Annotated in this window: 20 protein-coding genes; 3 read left to right on the forward strand and 17 right to left on the reverse strand. The window is 39.4% G+C overall.

The annotated features are described in order from the left end of the window. Both V7147_RS02295 and V7147_RS02300 read right to left on the reverse strand, forming a co-directional pair. Window positions 1–279 (reverse strand): NAD(P)-binding domain-containing protein (locus V7147_RS02295; protein WP_335366237.1); only part of this gene is annotated, 279 nt, incomplete at its 3' end. A gap of 145 nt (window positions 280–424) precedes the next feature. After that, on the reverse strand, window positions 425–772 hold the full coding sequence (locus V7147_RS02300; RefSeq protein ID WP_335366238.1) for a hypothetical protein: 348 nt from the start codon (window positions 770–772) through the stop codon (window positions 425–427). Between the two features lie 219 nt (window positions 773–991). Here V7147_RS02300 and V7147_RS02305 point away from each other — a divergent pair, with 219 nt between their 5' ends. Further along, the gene (locus V7147_RS02305) at window positions 992–1618 is read left to right on the forward strand and encodes a hypothetical protein (RefSeq protein WP_335366239.1); all 627 of its coding nucleotides are present in this window, start codon (window positions 992–994) and stop codon (window positions 1616–1618) included. A gap of 136 nt (window positions 1619–1754) precedes the next feature. Here V7147_RS02305 and V7147_RS02310 read toward each other — a convergent pair whose 3' ends face one another. From V7147_RS02310 to V7147_RS02340, 7 genes are all read right to left on the reverse strand, one after another. Then, window positions 1755–4907, reverse strand: a complete 3153-nt coding sequence (locus tag V7147_RS02310) for a glycoside hydrolase family 2 TIM barrel-domain containing protein (protein ID WP_335366240.1) — start codon at window positions 4905–4907, stop codon at window positions 1755–1757. Between the two features lie 84 nt (window positions 4908–4991). Then, entirely contained in the window at window positions 4992–5825 is an 834-nt protein-coding gene (locus tag V7147_RS02315) for a carbohydrate ABC transporter permease (protein ID WP_335366241.1), read from the reverse strand. Then, entirely contained in the window at window positions 5825–6691 is an 867-nt protein-coding gene (locus V7147_RS02320; RefSeq protein WP_335366242.1) for a carbohydrate ABC transporter permease, read from the reverse strand. The genes V7147_RS02315 and V7147_RS02320 overlap by 1 nt, the downstream gene beginning before the upstream one ends. A 69-nt stretch (window positions 6692–6760) precedes the next feature. After that, window positions 6761–8035 carry an ABC transporter substrate-binding protein gene (locus V7147_RS02325; protein WP_335366243.1) on the reverse strand — a complete coding sequence of 425 codons (1275 nt, stop codon included), beginning with the start codon at window positions 8033–8035 and terminating at the stop codon, window positions 6761–6763. Between the two features lie 250 nt (window positions 8036–8285). Then, the gene (locus V7147_RS02330; protein ID WP_335366244.1) at window positions 8286–9296 is read right to left on the reverse strand and encodes a LacI family DNA-binding transcriptional regulator; all 1011 of its coding nucleotides are present in this window, start codon (window positions 9294–9296) and stop codon (window positions 8286–8288) included. A 200-nt stretch (window positions 9297–9496) separates the two neighbouring features. Beyond that, on the reverse strand, window positions 9497–10486 hold the full coding sequence (gene mgrA / locus V7147_RS02335) for an L-glyceraldehyde 3-phosphate reductase (protein WP_335366245.1): 990 nt from the start codon (window positions 10484–10486) through the stop codon (window positions 9497–9499). Window positions 10487–10564: 78 nt separating this feature from the next. Beyond that, window positions 10565–12061 (reverse strand): methyl-accepting chemotaxis protein, encoded by a 1497-nt coding sequence (locus V7147_RS02340; RefSeq protein ID WP_335366246.1) that lies wholly within the window; start codon window positions 12059–12061, stop codon window positions 10565–10567. 240 nt (window positions 12062–12301) lie between these two features. Here V7147_RS02340 and V7147_RS02345 point away from each other — a divergent pair, with 240 nt between their 5' ends. Both V7147_RS02345 and V7147_RS02350 read left to right on the forward strand, forming a co-directional pair. Next, the gene (locus V7147_RS02345; RefSeq protein WP_438824533.1) at window positions 12302–13537 is read left to right on the forward strand and encodes an MFS transporter; all 1236 of its coding nucleotides are present in this window, start codon (window positions 12302–12304) and stop codon (window positions 13535–13537) included. A 289-nt stretch (window positions 13538–13826) separates the two neighbouring features. Further along, complete coding sequence (locus tag V7147_RS02350) at window positions 13827–14006, forward strand: Fur-regulated basic protein FbpA (RefSeq protein WP_335366248.1); 180 nt, start codon at window positions 13827–13829, stop codon at window positions 14004–14006. Window positions 14007–14226: 220 nt separating this feature from the next. Here V7147_RS02350 and V7147_RS02355 read toward each other — a convergent pair whose 3' ends face one another. The 8 genes from V7147_RS02355 to V7147_RS02390 all read right to left on the reverse strand — a co-directional run bounded on the left by V7147_RS02355 (window position 14227) and on the right by V7147_RS02390 (window position 22914). Then, window positions 14227–15036 (reverse strand): energy-coupling factor ABC transporter ATP-binding protein, encoded by an 810-nt coding sequence (locus V7147_RS02355; RefSeq protein WP_335366249.1) that lies wholly within the window; start codon window positions 15034–15036, stop codon window positions 14227–14229. Beyond that, window positions 15033–15587, reverse strand: a complete 555-nt coding sequence (locus tag V7147_RS02360; protein ID WP_335366250.1) for an energy-coupling factor ABC transporter ATP-binding protein — start codon at window positions 15585–15587, stop codon at window positions 15033–15035. Before V7147_RS02360 ends, V7147_RS02355 begins: the two co-directional genes overlap by 4 nt. A gap of 23 nt (window positions 15588–15610) precedes the next feature. Next, window positions 15611–15874, reverse strand: coding sequence for an ATP-binding cassette domain-containing protein (locus V7147_RS02365; RefSeq protein WP_335366251.1), 264 nt, complete (start codon window positions 15872–15874; stop codon window positions 15611–15613). Continuing rightward, complete coding sequence (locus V7147_RS02370; RefSeq protein ID WP_335366252.1) at window positions 15871–16641, reverse strand: energy-coupling factor transporter transmembrane component T family protein; 771 nt, start codon at window positions 16639–16641, stop codon at window positions 15871–15873. The genes V7147_RS02365 and V7147_RS02370 overlap by 4 nt, the downstream gene beginning before the upstream one ends. Before the next feature lie 12 nt (window positions 16642–16653). Then, complete coding sequence (locus tag V7147_RS02375) at window positions 16654–17256, reverse strand: ECF transporter S component (protein WP_335366253.1); 603 nt, start codon at window positions 17254–17256, stop codon at window positions 16654–16656. A 543-nt stretch (window positions 17257–17799) separates the two neighbouring features. After that, a protein-coding gene (gene prfB / locus V7147_RS02380; protein WP_335366254.1) for a peptide chain release factor 2 occupies window positions 17800–18901 on the reverse strand; the annotation gives its coding sequence in 2 pieces (ribosomal slippage) (window positions 17800–18828 and window positions 18830–18901; 1101 coding nt in all). Window positions 18902–19026: 125 nt separating this feature from the next. Then, on the reverse strand, window positions 19027–21537 hold the full coding sequence (gene secA / locus V7147_RS02385) for a preprotein translocase subunit SecA (RefSeq protein WP_335366255.1): 2511 nt from the start codon (window positions 21535–21537) through the stop codon (window positions 19027–19029). 309 nt (window positions 21538–21846) lie between these two features. Next, a complete protein-coding gene (locus tag V7147_RS02390) occupies window positions 21847–22914 on the reverse strand; it encodes a GGDEF domain-containing protein (RefSeq protein ID WP_335366256.1) in 1068 nt (355 codons plus the stop codon). Between the last annotated feature and the right edge of the window lie 65 nt (window positions 22915–22979).

The raw sequence follows: 22979 nt of genomic DNA on the forward strand, positions 1-22979 counted from the left end.
AATTGAATTTGATTTAATTCCATATAACACTCCATTTTCACCAAGGACTACCTGTCGAACAATATCCGGGTTAGGGAGCATACATATAATAATTTCTGTAATTTCAGCAATAGCTTTAGGATTGGGCTGAATTACTGCACCTTTGCTCTTAAGTGATAAACATAAAGATTCTTGTACATCGTAAACATGTACTTCCATTCCTTCTTCTAATAAATGACCAGCCATTAAACCACCCATTGCACCTAAACCTATAAATCCAATTGTTTGCTTTTTATTCAAAATAATAACCACCCTTAATTTATTCTATTAGTTCTCTACGCCTTCACTTTGGAAACCTTTACAAAAATCTTTAATAAAAAAGTCAATCATTAGTTATTTGTCAAAACACTTTTTCAAAAATNNAACTAGAATTTATTAAGGTATATTAATGATTTCTTAAGGAAAAAAGAAAAAAACTGGCAGTTTCTAATGTTAACCTGTTAGAAAGCCCCAAGTATGTCTCGTTGATTTTTTCAACTAATCGATTCATTGTTTCAGACATGTTATCCACAGATGCCTGGAAGTCTGTGATTTTTGTGAGTAAAAGATCAATCGTTTCATTCCCAATGTCAGCCGCCTGAATCACATTTTCCGTTTGAGTACTCAGGTGTTTGAAACCTTTTACAAGCTCCTGGACAACTTTGTTAAGATCATCGCCGGATTCGGTTATGGTCGTAGCTGCTTCATTTTGCGAATTCATTCCGGATGAGATTCCAGAAACCGCGATCGTCATCTCATAAAAGGAATTTCTTCGATAAAAATGAATAATCATTCATATTTGAAATTTAGGTCAAACCAACAGCTAGGATTCAAATCATATTTAACCTACTCTTTCTTTTAAGAGAACTTTTTTAAAAATAGAGCAGTCTTTACCTATTAGAAACCACTTTAATAAAGTATAAGAACCCTTGGTATGTGTTAGCTTAAATAAAAATGGCTTAGGAGAGCTAATATGCAAAAGTCTGCATTTATGCTTTTTGCTCTATTCGTGTTGTTTCTAACTGCATGTTCTGGAAATAAGGAAGAGAATAACACAAATAAGAACAATGAACCTCCAGAACAAGCAAAAGATGAAAAGATCGGTGTTGACAAAGGTTTATTAAATGTCGAAATTACACTACCTGCTTCCATGTTTGAAGGGGAAGATATCGATCAGTTGATAGCCGACGCGAAGGCAGAAGGAGTTAAGGAAGTTATCCAAAATGAGGATGGCTCCCTGACATACAAGATGTCAAAGGCAGAACATAAGAAAATGATGGATGAAATGAAAACATCAATCCTTGAGACAATCGAAGATATGAAAACAAGTGAAGATTATGTATCAATCAAAGATGTGACCTATAATAAGGGTTTCACTGAGTTCACCTTAGTCGTCGATAAAGCCGCGTACGAAAATAGTTTGGACGGGTTTGCCGTTTTCGGTCTTGGAATCTCAGAAGCCTATTATCAATTGTTTAATGGTGTAAATGAAGATGATTATAAGGTAACCATATCCGTAAAAGACCAGGCTACAGGTGAGGTTTTTGGTAAAACGGTTTACCCAGACGATTTAGAAAATCTAGATACAGAAACAGAATAAACGGTTACGTGACGGGAATCCCACCCACTATATATTGCGACCCTGCCCGGTCGCTCGCACAGTGTACCTGTCCCTCTGTCCCACTAAAAATGCCTGTCATCACAGGAAATATCCCATAATGACAGGCATCAAAAAATTACATCATTTTACTTAATACAATCGGTGATTGCTCTCTTTTTGAAAAGGCACGGAAGCTTACTGTGAAATGGAAATCCTCATTTTTTAATTGATATTGCTCGAGAACTCCAGGTCCACAGCTCGCTGATCCTAAACCTTGTTGCTTGTAATCTACGTTAAAGGTGATAAAGTCATCCTTCACTAAATCATAGGTATGGTTCGCCTTTTCTAGCGTTTCAGTCGAATAATAGCTTGCACTAAAATCGAAGCCTGGTTTTCCAGCTACTAGTATCCCAACTCCTGATAGGTCTGTTAACGATGCCCATCTCACTTCATGACGATTTCCATTTTCCTGCGGAACAACATAGGATGTGTGCAGCTCATCTACCGTCTTCGACCAAACCCCAAAACGATTTGCTAGTTTACTATCGGAATAAGATTCACCTGGACCTCTACCATACCAGTCGACCTGATCCAACTGAGGCTTCAATTTCATTTGTAGGCCTAGCTTCGGTAATGTAGTCGATGACTCACCTTGTTTCTTTCCGTCCACTTCAATCCTCATAGACCCACTATTGGAAATCGTATACGTCATTGCTGTATCAAAGCCCCAGGCATGTGTAGAAGGAGCTAGTCGAGATTTCACGTAAATTTTCACCTGATCCTTAGTTGGTGATAGCTCATACTCAACCACTAATACGCGACTTTGCATACGATCTAGACCGTATTGTCTCCACTCTGCCGCCTCTTTTTTAACACTAAATTCTTCTAAGCCTAGTCTGTCGTTTTCTGTTGGCGCTCTCCAGATGTTAATCTTTGGGCCTTGTTCTACTAATTCGATCCCTTCGTGCTTCCATGATTCGAGTACCCCATACACTTTATCGAAGCCATACTCGAAAGACTCTCCGCTTACGACAAGCTTATGTTCAGTTTCCTCCACGACTAAAGGACGATACTCCCTACTATCATTCACTTCCACAGGCTTCGTAACAGGCAATTCAAATTGGGCCCAAGCAACTTCATGACCCGCTTTTGCCCATTTTGTATCAGTTGACTGATTGAACTGAAGGTTTAACCAGTAATCGGTGTTAGCCATTTTCACGATTGGCCATGCAAAAGGAATGGAAATTTCCCCTGACTCTCCAGGAAAAATAATAGGCATCTCTAGCATTCCACCATCTAATACGTTTCCATCTGAAACAAGAGACCATGAAATCGTGAGGTGATCTAATGTATTAAAATTGTACAGGTTCTGTAAGCGAACAGTTCCATTTGTAAGATCAATCGCCTCAACTCTTACAGGTTCAACCACTTTTTTATATTCTAATAAAGCTGGAGATGGAGTGCGATCTGGCATGACAAGACCATCGATAACAAATGTGCTGTCATGAGGGGTTTCCCCAAAATCGCCGCCATATGCAAAATATTCCTTGCCATCTTCTGTATATTGGCGAATACCATGGTCTAACCATTCCCACACGAACCCACCTTGAAGGCGTTCATACTTATAAAATAAATCAAAATACTCTTTGAACCCACCAGGTCCATTCCCCATTGCATGGGCGAATTCACATAAAATATGTGGTTGAGCCAAATCCGTTCGGCTACCTAATTTCTCCATAATGGCATGAGGCGTATACATGGTTGAGAACATATCAGCCGCTTCATGCAGACGTGTTGGGTTATTATTCTCTTGCGTCATAATGAAACGAGTTTCCCCTTCATAATGAACAAGTCTTGTTGGATCCTTTTCCCTTACCCACTTGGCCATTTCGATGTGATTTTGCCCAAATCCAGATTCATTTCCTAACGACCAAATAATAATAGAAGGATGGTTTTTATCTCGTTCTACCATTCTCTTCATTCGGTCTACATACGCATCCTTCCATTCCGGATCCTGACTTAATTGGTGTGGCTTCCCAATAAAATCAAATCCATGACACTCGAGGTCTGCCTCATTGATGACATATAACCCATACTCATCACATAAATCGTAAAAACGCGGGTCATTCGGGTAATGCGCCGAACGCACTGCGTTGATGTTATGCTGCTTCATAAGCTCAATATCTTTTATCATCCAGTCGAGCGGAACTGCACGACCTAAGTCTGGATGGTGATCGTGACGGTTGACCCCTTTAAAAAGAATCGGCACCCCATTCACCTGTATTAAGCCATCCTTTAATTCCACCTGTCTAAATCCAACCTTCGATGGGATTACTTCGATAATATTTCCCTTGTCATCCTTTAACGTCATAACCAGGTAATATAAATACGGAGTTTCCGCAGTCCATTTTGATGGATTAGTCACTGGTATACGAGTATCGAACTTTGCTTCACTTGACCCGTCCAATTGAAATTTTACTTCCCGTTTCGCTTCTGCAATCTCACTATAGTTATGATCAAACAGCTGAATGTCCAACTGATATTCCGCTGAACTTCCGACACGTGAATGCACGACAGATTCAATCTGTAATTCCGCATCTTTATACGTTTTATCCAAGTTCGTTTTTACAAAGAAGTCGTGTGTATATACTTTCGGTTTTGCAAGTAAATACACATCTCTAAAAATACCACTTAACCACCACATGTCCTGATCTTCGATATAGCTACCATCTGACCACTGATAAACCCGAACGGCAATGGTATTTTCCCCTTCATGAAGAAAGTCTGTTACATCGAATTCAGAAGCCATGCGACTCCCTTGACTGTAACCTACAAACTTACCGTTGATCCACACATGAAAGGCACTATCTACCCCTTCAAAACGGAGAAAGACTAGATCACTTAGCATTTTACTATTTACATAAAATTGACGTCGATACGATCCCGTCGGGTTTACAGTCGGTACATAGGGAGGATCGACAGGAAATGGATAGCGGAAATTTGTATAATGGGGGTTACCATACCCATGTAACTGCCAGCTCGAAGGAACCTGTAAATCATCCCACTTACTAGTATCATAGTCATTTTCATAGAACGAAGCCGGGGCATGTTCAGGAGTTTCGGCATAGTGAAATTTCCACATACCATTTAATAAGGTAAAACCATAGGCACGGCCTCTTTCAAAACTAAGTGCATCCTCTACACTCTGATAAGACATAAAATAAGAACGATCTTCTAATCTGTTCCTATGAAGTATATGTTGATTTTCGTAATCGCTTAACTGCATCATTTTTACCTCCATGTCACAAGGGTTCTGGTCCCTCGTCCCACCTTATTTTTAAAGGGACAGTGAACCTGTCCCCATGTCTCTTGATTATTTAATTGCACTTCCAAGCATGCCTTGGATAAAATGTTTTTGTAGTGCAAGGAAGAATATAATAATTGGGACTGTTGCAATCAATATCCCAACATTGATTTGTCCATAGTCAATGATCGAAACACCCCGTAGACTCGATAACGCAACTGGGAATGTGTACATATCAGTTGAAGTCGTTACTACTAATGGCCACAGAAAGTTATTCCATTGGGACAAGAATAAAAAGATGGAAGTAGCTGCAAGCGCTGGCTTCATAGACGGAACCACGATACGAAAGAAAATCCTCATTTCTCCTGCCCCATCCATACGAGCCGCTTCAATCAATTCTGTTGGAAAAGCCAAAAAGTTTTGTCTCATCAAAAAGATGGCAAAAGGCGTAACAACAGTTGGCAAAATAAGTGCTACATACGTATTTAATAATCCGTAATCCGCCATCATCCTAAACTGAGGAATAAGGAGCGCCTGATACGGAATCATCATTGATAATAGAAAAGTCGTAAAAATAAACTTATTTCCTTTAAATTCAAATTTCGCCAAGGCATAGGCAGCCATTGTCGAAACAATTAGTGCCAAAATCACATAAACACCCGAAACAAATACGGAATTAAACAACACGCGCCAAATATTAAGGCTCTCATTTAAGTTCGTAAAGTTCGTTAAAAATTGATCTCCAAACGTCAAAGTCGGGGGATTTGAGAACATTTTACTCGTATGATTTGTTGCACCAACTAGCATCCAATAAAATGGGAAGATTGAAATCAAGATACCAATTACCAAGAGAAGATAAAGTCCTGCTTTTCTCGAGAATCTTGATGCTTTATTTTCCTGCATTATTTACCATCTCCCGTTACTTTTGATTGAATAAGTGATAGAACCGCAACGATAACAACAACTACATATGCAATTGCAGAAGCATAGCTAAAGTCATAATATTTGAATCCATAATTATAAATCATCAGACCAAGCGTTGTAGTTGAATCCCCAGGTCCACCTTTTGTAAGGTTAAATGGTTCATCAAACAGCTGTAAGGTCGCGATTGTTGAGATAATTGAAGTGAATAATATAATTGGCTTCAATTGAGGTATTGTGATGGAGAAGAATTGTCGAACCTTCCCAGCACCATCCATGGAAGCTGCTTCATAGGTTTCCTCTGAAATATTTTGCATTGCAGCAAGATAGATAACCATGTTATAGCCCGTCCATCTCCATGTCATTGCAATAATAATTGAAACCTTTGCCCAAAATGGGTCATTCAACCAAGGTATAGAATCAATACCCAATAGACCTAAAAATTGATTCAAAATACCTTTATCCATCAGAATGATAGAGAATAAAATAGAGTATGCAACTAATGAAGTTACAGCTGGCAGAAAGAACCCTGTACGGAATAACCCCTTAAACTTTAATAGCTTACTATTTAATAGAGCTGCAAGAATAAGTGCAAATAGAATCATAATCGGCACTTGAACTATGAATATGATAAAGGTATTAAATAGAGCTTGATGGAATGTTGTGTCCTTGAGCAATCGTACATAGTTATCAAGTCCAGCAAATACGTAGACCCCACCTTCAGAGGTTTGAAAGCTCAAAATAAAGGAAGAGATAATCGGGTACACCGTGAATATAAGAAATAAAATGAGCGCTGGGGCTAAAAATAAATACGGTGTCAATTTTGTTTTGCTGATTCGATTCATCATGTTGTTGTCTAACCCCCTAATTCATGGGAGGGGTAACGAAAGTCTCTTTTGTTACCCCAGCTTTGTTCATTATTTTTTCATTCGGTTTTCAATATTTTTCTTTGCCTGTTGCATTGCTTCTTTAGCACTCTTACCGTTCAATGCTTCACCTTGTGCTTTTACAATCTCATCACGGGCAATTGGATCATTTTTTGTATAAGTGATGGTTGGAATCTTGTCCATTTCGTCTGCTAAGAAACGCCAAATTTTTTGATTTCCGAAGAATGGTACTTCTTCATCAAACATTGCAGATTCAAACACCGGTGCATAGGTAGGGAATAATCCGCCATCCATTGCAATCTCTTGTGCCTCAACACTTGTCGTAAACCATGATAAGAAATCATATGTTTCTTGAACCTTATTACCAGTTGATGGAATTACAAATGAACTACCACCTTGAACAGATGAACGAGATCCATTTTCCTTATGTGCTGGTAATGGCATTAAGCCCCACTTACCGTCTGTGTCAGGCGCTTGTTGTTTAATCGTTCCAACTAACCAACCACCCGCAATAACAGATGCAGTATCTGAATTCGCGAATGAAGTTACCCATGCATCCCATCCAGTCACACCCAGAAGAGCATCTTTATCATGTAAACCTTTTAATACTTCAAGAGCATTTACAGAAGCCTCACTACCAACGGTTAGATTATTATCCTCGTCGTAATAACCTTCACCTTCCTGGTTTAAAATGATTGTGTATACATTCGCATCTGCTTGGTCAAAGCTAAGCATCGCTTTCCCAGTTGCTTCTTTAATTTTTCCACCAGCTTCTACGTAATCATCCCACGTCTTGATCTCTTCAGGATTTACGCCCGCTTCTTCAAAAAGATCCGTACGATAAAATATAGCAGCTGGGCCTGTATCAAAAGGCATTGCATAAATATTTCCGTCTTTTGAAGCAGCATCTATCTTAAATTCAGGAAAATCCTTCTTGAATTCGTCATAGCCAAGTTCACTTAAATTTGCAAATGCACCAGGGAAGGCTTCTAGTTTACCTTGAAGCTCATCGTCTGTTTGAAGCATTCCATCCGGTAAGCCTTTCCCACCAGCTTGCAAACCTGTTGTTGTTTTACTCTTGATGTCCTGACCACCTGTTTCAATAATTTTCACTTTAAAATCAGGGTGATCTTCTTTATAAATTTCAGCAGCTTTTTCTAAAACTGGAACGTTAATATTGTTTGCCCAGATTGTGATGGCATCGTCCTTTGATGCACCTTGTCCACTTGAATTACCACTTCCACAAGCAGTTAAAGAACCAGTTAGTAAAATACCAGCCATTAGCAAACCAAATTTATTTTTCATAAAAAACACCTTCCTTTTTTAGCAAATTGTTTACTAATGGAATCATAACATTTTTAACTAAACATGTAAACGGTTAATTTAAATTATTTTACTAAAACATTATTCACTTTTTTACTAATCATTTGACGTTTTTTCCATTACATAACAAGAGTCATTTTTACTCTCTCCACGCAATATATATTTCATACTATGAGTTCGGGTATGCTGAAAAAATGATTCAAAAAGCACAAAAAAAGCGAGCTAGTTCTGCTCACTTTTTCTCATCTATTGACGGTGTACTTTTTCGAAAAACTGGTTTCCCTTGTATATATACCGTTTTCGCCGTTGTTCTATTTTTAGTAAGCCTTTCCTCTACCAAATCCAACCCAGTTTCACAAAGAGTTGGAATATCAATATGAAAGGTTGTTAATGGTGGGGAAACATATTTCGTTACACTAATATTATTAATACTAAAGAATGCGACTCTTTGGGGGATGGGAATTTGCATTTCATTAAATGCTTGAAGAACCCCAATCGCTAGTGGATCTGTCGCAACACAAAATGCTTCTGGGAGATTATCTCCCATCTCCTCAATTGCCTTCATTGCAATTTTATAGCCATTTTTCACCGTACTTGACGGCACGATTAAGATATCCTCTTCTATTAATTTGTTTTTTTCACGTTGATAGTTTCTGAATGTAATCTCCCTTAACTGGGGAATAGGTTCTTTTGTCTCAACATCATAATCATCCGCTCCAATAAACCCTATCCGGTTGTAGCCAAGCCCTTCAAAAAACTGAATCATATACTCAGTCATCAGCTTCAAATCAGGTAGTACAGCATCTAGATTTTGAGGGTCCCTGCTTGTATTTAAAAACACGCCATGAGGGGTAATTTCCTCTAAGTATTTGATTTCCCGATCTGTTAACTTTCCAATTGCAATAAATGCAGTTGAATTTTTATTTACCTTTTCAATACCATCGTCGATGTGATAACGAACCAATTCAATTTTCCGTTGTTTTGCTTGCTTTTCAAGCTCTGTCCGAATTCCCTTAAAAAAAACGTCTTCCAGTTCTTCTTCATTGGATATCCAATATAGAAAAGCAATATTATTTAATTGTGTGACGCCTTGTTTCTTCTTATATCCCATACCATCTGCAACCGCTTTTATTTTATCTCTTGTTTCTTCACTAACAGATAGATTCGCATCATTGTTTAGTACTCTCGAAACAGTCGCAATTGAAAAGCCAGACTTTTGGGCTATATCACGAATCGTAGCCATATTTTTCTCATCCCTTCTGTCTTTCCTCTACTTATATAGTATACGTGAATTGACGCAAAGTAAACAATTTTAGTAAACAAAATATTTTTTTAGTATAGGTAAATAGATGGCACCTTCTTTATTTGAAAAAACAAAAGAGGAGTAACCTGAATGAGCAGGCTACTCCCCTTTTATTATGCGCTGTATTAGTATGACTTGTTTTAGTTTAAAATATCCTCAATATCTGTTAATTCTTCTTCTGTAAAATGGAGGTTATTTAAGGCAGCTACATTATCCTCGACCTGGCTCACTTTGCTCGCACCAACTAAGGCTGATGTAACTCGTCCCTTACGCAGAACCCATGCCAGCGCCATTTGGGCGAGGCTTTGTCCTCTTTCTGTTGCAAGCTCGTTTAGCCGTTGGATTTTTTGTAAGACATCCTCTGTAATTTGATCTTTTTGAAGGTATGTATTTTCCTTCGCAGCCCTTGAATCGGTTGGAACACCGCCAAGATATTTATTTGTTAATAATCCTTGTGCCATCGGAGAGAATACGATGGACCCTACACCATTATCGGCCAACACGTCCTGCAGACCGTCCTCAATCCAGCGGTCAAACATTGAGTATCTTGGTTGATGAATGAGGAGTGGTGTGCCTAACTCTTTTAAAATGCGAACTGCTTCTGATGTTTGAGTAGGGTTATAGTTGGAAATTCCAACATACAGTGCTTTTCCTTGTCGTACGATATGATCAAGTGCTCCCATAGTTTCCTCTAAAGGCGTGTTCGGGTCTGGACGGTGTGAGTAAAAAATATCAACATACTCAAGACCCATACGTTTTAAGCTTTGATCAAGACTAGAAATCAAATACTTCCGTGAACCCCAGTCTCCATAAGGACCTTCCCACATATGGTAGCCTGCTTTTGTCGAAATAACCATCTCATCACGATATGGTGCAAAATCTACCTTCATCATCTTTCCAAACATTTCTTCCGCACTGCCTGGGGGTGGACCATAGTTATTCGCCAAATCAAAATGGGTAATTCCAAGATCAAAAGCCCTTCTTAAAATGTTTCTACCATTTTCAAACGAGTCAATACCGCCGAAATTATGCCACAATCCCAAAGAAATCGCGGGCAACAACAAACCAGATTTTCCAACACGATTATACTTCATTTCACTATATCGATTTTCGCTAGCTTGATAGACCATATATATCTCTCCTTCAATGGGACAGAGGGACAGGTCCCTCGTACCATTTTATGTTTATAGGGACAGTGGATTTTTTCCTTACTTTTCTTTAAAAATCTCCATCAATTCGGCAGTGGCGTCGTCTGTGTTTTGGACGTAGGAGACAAGGTGCTGCATTTGGCTGTTTTGAGTTTCAATGGACGCGGAAATTTCCTCGATTGATGACGTTGTTTCCTCAATAATAGATGCAAACTCATTGATTGAGGTTTCAATTGAAACAGAACTATTTCCAAGCATTCCCGAGATTACCTTCGCATGTGTTGTTGAACCATTTAACTCATTAACAGTTTGGTCAATTACAGTCAAAACATCCTTAGCAGCATTCGAAAGCTTTACACTTTCATGCATTTTTTCGGCATTTTCAGCCATCTGCTGTTGCGTGAGTGTTGTGCTTTTATTTACTTCTATTAAATTCTCAGATATTTGGTTTGCTGTATTTGAAGTAACCTCTGATAGTTTTCGTATTTCAGCTGCCACAACAGAAAATCCCTTTCCACTTTCACCAGCACGTGCTGCCTCAATTGATGCGTTTAGCGCAAGTAAATTGGTTTGTGAAGCAATTTCTTGAATTCGATCGGTAAATCCATTTGTCTCATTGATTTTTTCTACTAAATGATTCATTGTAGCCGCCATAGAACTTACAGAAGCTTGGAAGTCTGTCAGCTTTGAAAGTAAAAGGTCGATAGTGCTAGTACCATTGTCAGCAGCTTGCTTTGCATTTTCCGTCTGGTTATTAAGATGGGCCGCGCCTTGTACAAATTCTTGAATACTTTTGTTTAGTTCCTCCACAGATTGGGTAATCGAACTAGCTGTTTCAGTCTGTGTATTCATTCCAGCTGATATTTCCGAAACTGCAATCGTCATTTCATGGAAGGAATGCATTTGCTCCTCCCCCTGGCGACGAATGTTTGAAATATTTTCACTAATGGTTCGGCTGGTAGCCTCAAGTTGAGTAGCATGTTCCTGCCTCATTTGTAATAGAAGCTCAGTTTTCTCTTTGGTAGATTGAATATCATGTGTTAGTCGTCCAGTTACAAAGCTTTGGAAAAACAAGGTCATAATGATAACTGAAAAGATTAAGTAGTAGATAATAAGTTCCTTCGGTGTATAGCCAAATTCCTGACCTTTTGTAACGAAAAATAGAACGGTTATCACGGTGGCACAAGCCGCACCAAAGAATAACGTTTTTCGCGTATTGTAGATTGCAACCGTAGTTAATAGATAGAATGGTAAAAGGATGATGGGCGCTGATTGTGAGCTAGACATAATGACAAACAAAACCACCGATATTCCTATTACGGAAAAATAAGGGGTTTGCGTTAAAAATAGATTCCTAGCAATCAGTAAGTGTAAGATTGATAGAAATATCGCCCCACCAATTGCGATCGTAATAATCATTTGAAGCGGCTGCCCAATCGATAATTCAACAATGATTGCCAGTATTACAGAAATAAATGAAACAAGCCCGACCAATTTGTTTTTTCGAATAAGATCCTCTCGTTTTAGCTCTTCAGTGCTTAAAATTTTATCCCCCATAGATATATGTCCCCCATCGTATAATCTACCTCTATTTTACAATTCTTTCATAGATTTGAAAATAGGGATACTGGGAAAAATGGGTTTAAACATACGTTTGTTTGGAGTTTAAGCTATGGGGCGCAGGGGATCGAGAATTTAAACAAGCGTTTGTTTGGATTTGGGGATGAGTTAACATTAATGATGAAAAACGAGATCGAGTTTACTATATTTATAGAATGTGTTTATGAGGAGGTTTACATTGTGTTCAGTCGTAAAGCCAATTATGCCATTTTATTATTTGTCGTCTTCGGCGGTTTTCTTATATTTGGGTTATCAGAAAATGTGAAAGGTCCTGCATTACCAAGTATGGAATCAGAGTTTTCGCTTAACGAAACACAACTTGGTATACTACTATCCCTTAATTCGTTAGGCTATTTGCTAGCATGCTTCTTTACTTCAACTCTCGCTAATAAGATTGGAATTAAGCTGACTGGGATTCTAGCATTTGCCTCGATGGCAGTGTCGGGTGTGTTTTTGTACCTTTCAAATGGGTATCTTTCCTTAATGGCCTCATACTTTTTACTTTATATCGGAAACGGAATGCTCGAAATTGGTCTTGGAATCATGGCAGCTCATATTTTCACCAAAAATACAGGAACAATGATGAACCTTTCTCACTTTTTTTATGGACTGAGTTCGGTTGGTGCTCCGATTATCGGCGCATCGATGATGGGATGGAACGTCCTCGATGGTGAACTTGGATGGCGCGGTATGTATTTTATCATTCTTTCTTTATCCATTTTGCCAATCATCCCCGCTCTTTTGGGTAAATTTCCAAAGGCTGATCAAGATGAAAATGAAGGCGAAGCAACATCATTCCGTGGTCTAATGCGTGATCCGATTGCATGGTTAATTGTAGCCGTACTGTCATTTGGAGTAGTTTCTGAATTAGCCATTGGAAGCTGGCTAGTCTATTATTTACAGCATGCCTATGATTGGTCTCTAAAAAAATCGTCGGAAATGCTATCCTTGTTTTTCTTATTTTTTACACTCTCTCGTTTGTTTGCAGGTCCAATTACCGACAGAATTGGCTACACGTTGTCAACAATGCTCTTTTCTGTCTTTTCTGGGCTTTGCAGTTTGGCAGCCGTTCTTATCGGGGAATCTGCTGCTATTTTGTTTGCTATTGCTGGTATTGGAATTGCCCCCATTTATCCTACCGTTATGGCACTGCTTGCTAAAAAGTATGCAAATGGAGTCGGAACCGCAATCACGTTCACCGTTACGCTCATGGGAGTTGCAAGTGTGATAGGTAACCTCCTGATTGGGGTAATTATCAACACAGTAAATCAGTTATTTGGAAAAAATCCTATTCACGATCTCATTGGTCTTCAAGCTGGCTATATGTTCATTGCGCTACTAGCCATCCTTTGTTCGGTTTTCTGTGTGGTTTTATATAAAAAGCTTCGAGTTCAAAAGGGCGGAGTTATTTAAAAATTGGAGCTACCATGCGAAGGCAGCAATACCGGAATTACGGCATTGTTGCTTTTTCTTTTTTCAAAACACTTATATTACAAGTTTTTCTTATTATTAAGGGAGGATAACAATTCATTTAAGAGTTGTAAATTCCAGATAAATCGACAAACTTCATAATTTTGCTTATCTATAATAACAGGTGTCAAGGAGATAGAAGTAAGAATTAAATTAGACCATTAATACATATTTTGTATTTCAATAATACCGTGTCTAACCTAATCATGATTTACAAATAGAGGTGACAAAATTGGGAAATTTTCTACGCCAAGCTGTTCAGTTAAAAAAGAAAGAAGTCATAAACAAGCTAATTAAACAAGGAATATATAAGAAAAATGACAAGCATCTGTATGAATTGACTTTGAGTGAGCTTGAAAATGAGTTGCAAATGACCACGAATGACCTTGTGACGATTTCAAAAGGTAGATAACACCTTAAATTTAGCCAACTTAACATTTTCCTTTATTATCCATACAATGAATGTAACAAGCATAGCATAAAAAAAGAGAGAACCAGGTGCTACTGGCCCTCCCATTGTATAGCTCTTGCAAGAACTGCGGTGGCTCTAAAAGGTAGAAATAAACCCACACCTAATTCATAGCCACCAGGGTGGGTTATTTCATTTGGTTTTAAAGACAGCACAGGCATCCCTATGCTTCCATCCTCTTCCTCAATGCTTTAATCAGCTTCTCATCTGTCAAATAACTTCCTTCTACCCCAAGTTCATCGGCGATTTGGGCGATATGTGGTTGTTCTAGATAGGCTTGCTTTAGTTTTTCTTTATATGTAAATACTTCAAGACTAGATCCATCCATTAAGACTTTACCTTGATTGAAGACAATCGTTCGGTCAAATACTTCTGCAGCGAAATCCATATCGTGAAGAATACAAATGACTAGCCTTCCTTGATCACGAAGTTCATAAATGATTTCCTTTAATTTCTCTCTTCCCGCAAAATCTTGCCCCATCGTTGGCTCATCAAAAATCACAATATCCGTATCCATCGCTAAGATCGAGGCAATAGCAATCATTTTTCGCTCGGATAAACTTAAATCATATGGATTCGTTTCCAAATGCTCTACAAGGTTTACCTTTTTCAGCATTTGAATCGCTTTTTCCCTCGCCTCTTCTTCGCTATAACCAATATTCAATGGGCCGAACATGACCTCACTAATCACGGTATTTTTAAAGATTTGATCGTTTGGGTTTTGAAAAACCATGCCAATATCCTTTGCAAGCTGAGCTGCTGTATAATCTTTGGTATTATTACCGTTGAATAGAATTTCTCCCTCTGTTGGATACAACAAACCCTTCAATAATTTAACAAAGGTAGATTTTCCAGCTCCGTTTTGCCCAATAATTGCCGTTGTTGCCCCATCTAATCGTAAATCTATCCCTTTTAATACTTCAACCTCGGGTGTATAGGAAAAATGCAAATTGTTTATTTCTAATCGGCTCATACCTTACCACCAATTTCCGTAGCTAATTCTTTGATCGTTACAGGATAATATCCTGTATTTTTATTCTTTATTCCTAATGCTTTACTAATTCTTGTTGCTGCAGGAGCTTCAATCCCATGCTCTTGTAAATCATCCCTTGAAAATATTTTTCCAGGAACATCAAAATCAACAATCTGACCATTGTCCATTAGTAAAATTCTGTCGGCATAACTTGCCATCTTGTCCATTTTATGTTCTGCCATAATAACGGTGATTCCTTCTTTAGCTAGATTTTCGACTACCCTAAAAACCTCTTCGGAACCTTGTGGATCTAGCTGTGAGGTCGGCTCATCCAAAATTAAAATCCTAGGTTTCATCGCGATAACACTAGCAATCGCCACCCGTTGCATTTGCCCTCCAGAGAGGTCAAATGGATTTTTATCCTTTATCGTTGTAATATCTAATAATTGTAGGCTTTCTTCCACTCTATCGATAATCTGCTTTCTTTCCAGACCAATATTTTCTAAACCAAAAGCAATTTCCTCAAAAACGGTATATTTGGAGCCAGTCATCTGCGAAAACGGATTTTCAAATACTAAACCAACATGAGTGGAAATCTCCCAACTTCATGCTTTCTTATTTCTAGACCATCAACAATCACCTTTCCCCCATACCCTCCATTAAAAAAATGAGGGACGAGTCCCGATAACGCAAAGCATAGAGTTGATTTTCCAGCTGTATTTCTGCCAGCTATTCCAATGAATTCCCCCTCTTCTACTTCGAAGGAAATGTCACGTAAAGCTAATTTTTCCGTATCTGGATATTTATATTTTAATCCATCCACTTGAATGATGCTCATGATAGTATCCTCCAAACAATCGTCGCAATGAGTGCTACCCATAGTATTACTTGGATAAGCCCCTGATGGTGGTATTCCTTGGCAACATTTAAAAAGGTCTTTTTAATCCCGGTGTTAAATCCTCTTACTTCTAGCGCAATTGCACGTTCACGTGTATTATTTAATGAATTTAACACGACTGGGACAATTAATGGGAAAAATGCTTTCATTCGCACACGAAGATTTCCTTTCGTTTCCAACCCTCTTGCTGCTTGAGCATCGGTTATTTTTCCCATCGTTGCCCGCATTTGTGGAATAAGTTGTAATACAGATAGTAGGACATAACCTATTTTGGGCGATAAACCTTTTTTAATGAGAACCTCTACTAATTCATCGTGTTTGGTTGTCAAAATTAATATTCCAAACGCCATAATCATATTCATGACACGGAGCGTTAAGAGTGCTGCATAGCTTAGCCCTTCTTTATAAAAGGTTAGAATTCCAATCGAAAAAAGCACTGTCTCGTTTTCAGGATGAAAAAATCCTTGAACAATAATAATAGAAATGATTAATAACATACTAAGCGCCAGGATTGGAAGGATTTTACGGAATACTTTTCCTACCACTAGTACGATCCCACTAAAAATTGCGACAGATACTACAAATGGTAAATTTGGATAGATGTATGTGATGGCAATACTCACCATCACATACAATAGTTTTGTTAATGGGGCTAATTTGTCATGGATGAAAGATTTTCTGTCTACGTAAAGTGTCATCGTACTCATGTAAGCCAGCCCCTATAATTCTTCAATTTTATCTTTGCCGCGGAAAATAGAGATTAAGTTCTTTGGCAATCCTTTAAAAATGAAATAACTAATAATAACCGTTGCTACTTTGTCCGGAACATCTACAACGATACTATCGCCAAATGATGCTAACCAAATAGGAAAATCTTTCGACACTAGGAACGCATAGAATGCATCTCCCCACACATTTCCTGTTTGTCCTCCCCAGAAAATCACGTTTAACGGAGTGGAAATGACTGCAGCAATAAGACCAACAACTAAACCGACGACAATGACAGTCTTCAAATTTTTTAGCCAGCCTTTATAGGCCATGATCCCAACCACTAACCCAATTGCTCCACTTGTAACTGCATAAACAGTTGAAATTGGATCTACTGTGACGCCATATATTACGTTATTAATAATTCCAGAAAGAGCGCCTATAATAGGTCCTGCAAGCATACTTGATAGTACAGTGCCAATGGAATCAAGCCATAGCGGTAATTTCAGTAACCCCGCAAATAATTTCCCTAAGTAATTTATGCCGATTGCCGCTGGAATTAGGGCAATAGCCGCTGTTGACAACTTTAATGTCCACATACTTTTCTTACTCATCACACATTCCTCCTTTTATTGTGAAACATAATCAAAATTTGTAATTCTCCCCCTTTTATTTTACTACACCTCCATTTTATAATATTTGTAAAATACAAAAAAGTATATTTATCCTATATTCATGATTGGTATATTCAAATCATACAATATTTTCAGAAAGAATGTTTGAACGGAAAATTTTTGGCGGGATAGCTCTGTTTATGGGCTAGTAACTTAAAATTAGGGAAAGGCAGCTTTACTTAATTGCGTAGGTGTGCACGGATTTGCGTCGGTTCGAACATATATGCGTCGATTGCCACGGATTTTCGTCAACTCAACATATATGCGTCGCTGAAGGATATGTGTCGTCTTCTATTTATTTAGAGAGTTTACCAGGAAAGGTACAATCTCCGTCACTTAAGCTCAGCTATTCCAAGTGATTTGGTCAATAATTCATTTTTATGGCCGTTGGCAACAATTCTATAGCCGTTATTCACTTTCTATGGTCATTAGCCTATTTTCCCCCATTAAAAAGGGGCAGCCACCGGCTGCCCCTCACAATTATTAATTCAATTTAGATCTCAAATACGCATCAATAAACATGTCAATCTCGCCGTCCATGACGCTTCCGGTGTTACCAACCTCTACATTCGTGCGGTGGTCTTTGACCATGGAGTATGGATGGAAGACGTAGGAGCGGATTTGGCTGCCCCAGCCGATTTCTTTTTGTTCGCCGCGGATTTCATCCAACTCGGCTTGTTGTTTCTCGATTTCAAGCTGGTACAATTTCGATTTCAACATTTTCATCGCTTGTTCGCGGTTTTTGATTTGTGAACGCTCAGTTTGACACGTAACAACGGTATTCGTTGGTACGTGTGTAATACGTACGGCTGAGTCAGTGGTATTGATGTGCTGCCCACCCGCTCCACTCGCGCGGTACGTATCAATTTTCAAATCTTCACTACGAATGTCAATTTCAATGTCATCGTTAAACTCTGGCATAACTTCACAAGACACGAATGAAGTGTGACGGCGACCCGATGAGTCGAATGGTGAAATCCTCACCAAGCGGTGTACCCCTTTTTCTGCCTTCAAATAGCCGTAAGCATTATGTCCTTTGATTAAAAGGGTCACACTTTTTATCCCAGCTTCATCCCCAGGAAGATAGTCCAATGTTTCAACCTTGAATCCTTTTTTCTCCGCCCAACGAGTATACATGCGAAGGAGCAATGAGCCCCAATCCTGTGATTCTGTACCACCCGCACCTGGGTGAAGCTCTAAGATCGCATTATTTTTATCATAAGGCTCACTTAAAAGGAGCTGTAGTTCAAATTCACTTAAGCTCTTAGACAATTCCTGAATTTCCTCGTCTAGTTCTGCCTGTAAATCTGCATCTGGCTCTTCCTTCACAAGCTGATAGGTAAGCTCTAAGTTTTCATAGGATTCATTTAGATTTGTGTATTCAACTACCTGATCCTTTAATGCATTTGCTTCGTTAATCACCGTTTGTGCAGCATTTTGGTCATTCCAGAAGTCCTGCATGGACATCATTTCATCAAGCTCAGTAATACGCGCTTGCTTGGCCTCTAAGTCAAAGAGACCCCCTGAAGCCCGCTAATTTCTTAGCCATTTTATCAAGTTCATGCTTAATATCTACTAATTCCATATATTTTCCTCCAAGATGTAAGTCTCTAAATCCTTCTTTTATATCTTACTCATTTTTGAGGGATTAGTCCCGTTTTTTTTCGAAAGAAAAGGTGAGTAGCTTGGCTCTCACCTTTTCAAAAATTATTATTGACCATGACAGTTCTTGAACTTTTTACCGCTGCCGCAGTAGCAAGGGTCGTTACGGCCGATGTTAACGGCTTTTTGAACTGGGCGTTTCTTTGACTTTTCTTCGCCGCCTTCTTTTGGTTGAACGGCATGACCTTTCGCCACTTCTTCACGTTGAAGATTGTTGCGGATTTGCGCCTTCATCACAAACTTCGCCACATCATCCTCGATCGAAGCAACCATGTTTTCAAACATCGCAAAGCCTTCGAAATTGTATTCGCGAAGTGGGTCATTTTGACCGTACGCACGCAAATGAATTCCTTGACGAAGCTGATCCATTTGGTCGATATGGTCCATCCACTTGCTATCAACAGAACGAAGCACAACAACACGTTCAAATTCACGCATTTGTTCTGGCTCGATTTGAGCTTCTTTTTCATCATAGCGAACTTTAACCTTTTCAAAAATTAGTTCGGTCATTTCTTCAGGCTCTTTTCCGCGAAGATCATTCTCTGTCACGTCGCCCTCATGTAAAAGGTTCGCATTGACATAATCAACGATTCCTTTGTAGTTCCAGTCTTCCTCCACCTCATCCTTTGGAGTTTGGGCGTGAACTACTCGGTCGAGTGAGGACTTAATCATACTCTCAACAACATCACGAAGATTCTCAGAAGCAAGAACCTCATAACGCTGTTTGTAAATAACCTCACGTTGCTGACGAAGCACATCGTCATATTGTAAAAGCTGTTTACGAGCATCAAAGTTATTGCCCTCAACGCGTTTTTGCGCAGATTCAACCGCTTTTGAGACCATTTTACTTTGGATTGGCTGGGTGTCATCCATGCCAAGGCGCTCCATCATATTTTTCATATTGTCAGAACCAAAACGGCGCATCAGCTCATCTTCCATTGAAAGATAGAACTGCGTGATACCTGGGTCCCCTTGACGACCTGAACGTCCACGAAGCTGGTTATCAATACGACGGCTCTCATGGCGCTCTGTACCAATAACTGCTAGACCGCCAAGCTCCTTCACACCTTCACCAAGCTTGATGTCAGTACCACGACCAGCCATGTTTGTCGCGATCGTAACAGCACCTGCTTGTCCGGCATGTTCAATAATTTCTGCCTCGCGTGCGTGATTTTTCGCGTTCAAGACATTATGCTTAACGCCTTTTTTCAATAAAAACTTAGAAATGATTTCAGACGTTTCAATCGCAACCGTACCAACTAAGACAGGTTGTCCCTTCGCATGTCGCTCCGCAATATCCTCAGCAACCGCGCGGAACTTACCTTCAATTGATTTATAAATTAAATCAGGACGGTCATCACGGGCAATCGGACGATTCGTTGGAATCACGACAACATTCATATTGTAAATGTTGCGGAATTCCTCTTCCTCAGTCTTCGCTGTACCCGTCATACCTGAAAGCTTCTCGTACATACGGAAATAGTTTTGGAATGTAATCGTTGCTAGCGTCATACTCTCATTTTGAATTTCGACGCCTTCCTTCGCCTCAATTGCTTGGTGAAGGCCTTCACTATAACGACGCCCCTTCATCAAACGACCAGTGAACTGGTCAACGATGACGATTTCCCCTTCATCCACCACATAATCAATATCTCGGTGCATACTTGCATTTGCTTTTAACGCTTGGTTGATATGGTGAATCAAAGCCACATTTGAAATATCAAACAGGTTTTCAATGCCAAACACTCTCTCAGCCTTTGAAATCCCATCTTCAGTAAGCTGTACACTCTTTGTTTTTTCATCATAAGTGTAGTCTTCTTCTTTTTTAAGAGTGGTCACAAATCCGTTCGCCTGCACGTAAAGGGATGTCGACTTTTGAGCAGAACCGGAAATAATCAGCGGTGTGCGAGCCTCATCAATTAAAATCGAGTCAACTTCGTCAATTACGGCAAAATAAAGCGGACGCTGAACCATTTGTTCCTTATAAAGGACCATGTTATCACGAAGATAGTCGAAACCAAACTCATTGTTCGTACCATAAGTAATATCAGCGCGGTACGCATCAATTTTTTCTTCACGAGACATTGAGTTTAAGTTCAACCCAACACTTAGACCTAAAAATTCATAAAGCTGACCCATCTCATGCGCATCACGACTAGCAAGGTATTCGTTGACAGTAACAACGTGAACTCCTTTACCAGTGATTGCATTCAAATAAACAGGCATCGTAGAGGTTAAGGTTTTACCTTCCCCTGTTTTCATCTCAGAAATATTACCTTCATGCAGGGAAATACCCCCCATGAGCTGTACGGGGTATGGGTGCAGACCCAAGACACGCTTTGCCCCTTCACGAACAACAGCGAAAGCTTCAACTAATAAATCATCAAGTTTTTCACCTTTTTGATATCGTTCCTTGAACTCTTCGGTTTTGTTGCGAAGGTCCTCATCCGAAAGCTTCTCCATGTCAGGATGAAGTGCCTCAATTTTATTGGCAAGTGATTCCAAGCGCTTGATTGTGCGTTTGTTTGGATCAAAAACTTTGTTTAAAATTCCAAGCATTGTGTACGCTCCTCTATCGTGAAAATGTGCTATCAGCCGATCGGCTGACTTGATTACAAAAAATAAATTAGGCTAAAACGAAATATCTTCTATTTTACCACTAAATAGGACAAGGGTAAAATATTATTGGGTTTCGCGATGTGAGGGGATTCGACAAAGACGAAAAGTAGAAGCGCCTGTCCAGCCCTGACAAGCACAAGACGAGACGGCATGAAGGTTGTCCTTTGACCTTCCTGACGGATTGGCTTGTGACCTCGAAGGGCTTGGTGCTGAACTAGACAAGTATAAAAAAAGTACCCCGAAGGATACTTACATCGCATAGCTGATTTGATTTCGACCATTTTCCTTCGACGCATATAAAGAGTTATCCGCTTTTTCAATCGCTTGGTAGAGATTTGACGAGTCGATAAGCTCCGCAACCCCAATCGATACCGTTACTTGAAGCCTCTGGTCCTCCACATAAAACGGAGTTCGTTCAATCCCGCTACGAATCCCAGAAACAATGTTCATCAACCTATCCTTCGAATCCACCTCTAAATACAAAATAAACTCCTCACCACCATATCGTCCTAGCAAGGAAAGGTGCGACGGAACAAGTTTCGTTAACGTGAACGCCATATTTTTTAAAACTGAATCACCGTGGAGATGACCAAACGTATCATTAATCTTTTTAAAATGATCAATATCAATCATTACAATGTACTTCTGTTGAGAACTTGTCCCTTTTTTCATATAATTTTCAAAATAACGCATATTATAAAGCCCGGTCAGAGGATCACGCTCCGCATAAAACCGTAGTTTTCGCTTTAACACCACTTCCCTGTCCAGCTGGCTAATGAAAAAATACAGAATAAATGCCGACACTTGGAGTGCCAAAATCCGCACAAAATAAATCTCACCGAACACTTCCACACCATTTGGCACAAGAAAAAGAATCGGCAAATCAGAGGCAAGCCAGCACGCCGTCATGAGTAAGAACAACGAAAACGGGCTTGGCATCGCTCTTTCTTTTTTATGAAAAAGAAGAGCCAGTAAAACGGGGAGAATCATACCGAATAACACGCCTGGCATAGCTCCCACTCCTCCCATGCCGAGCCTCCAGCTAACTGTTAACACGAGAGCAGGAATCGCATGCTTCCACCCCAACAAAAGGGTGAAGATCACCAAAGGAACAAGGCGAAGATCAAACTGGTAGCCCTCATAGCGGATCGGCAAATAAAAAAGAAAAATCACACATGCCGAAGTGAGGAGGAGAACGCTCCCTGAAAATATATATTTATTGATGGACTTTCGATTCGTCACCAAGATGCTTATGCATAAATACATGAACAAAATAATCGCAATATTAGAAAGGGTTGGTTGAAGTATAGTAATCATAGATATCCCTGCTTTATTGAAAGTTCGATAGGCTACGAGTTGCCCGCAATTAGTATTATCTACGA

The organism is Bacillus sp. JJ1521 (assembly GCF_036965165.1).
Taxonomy (GTDB): Bacteria; Bacillota; Bacilli; order Bacillales; family Bacillaceae_L; genus Ferdinandcohnia.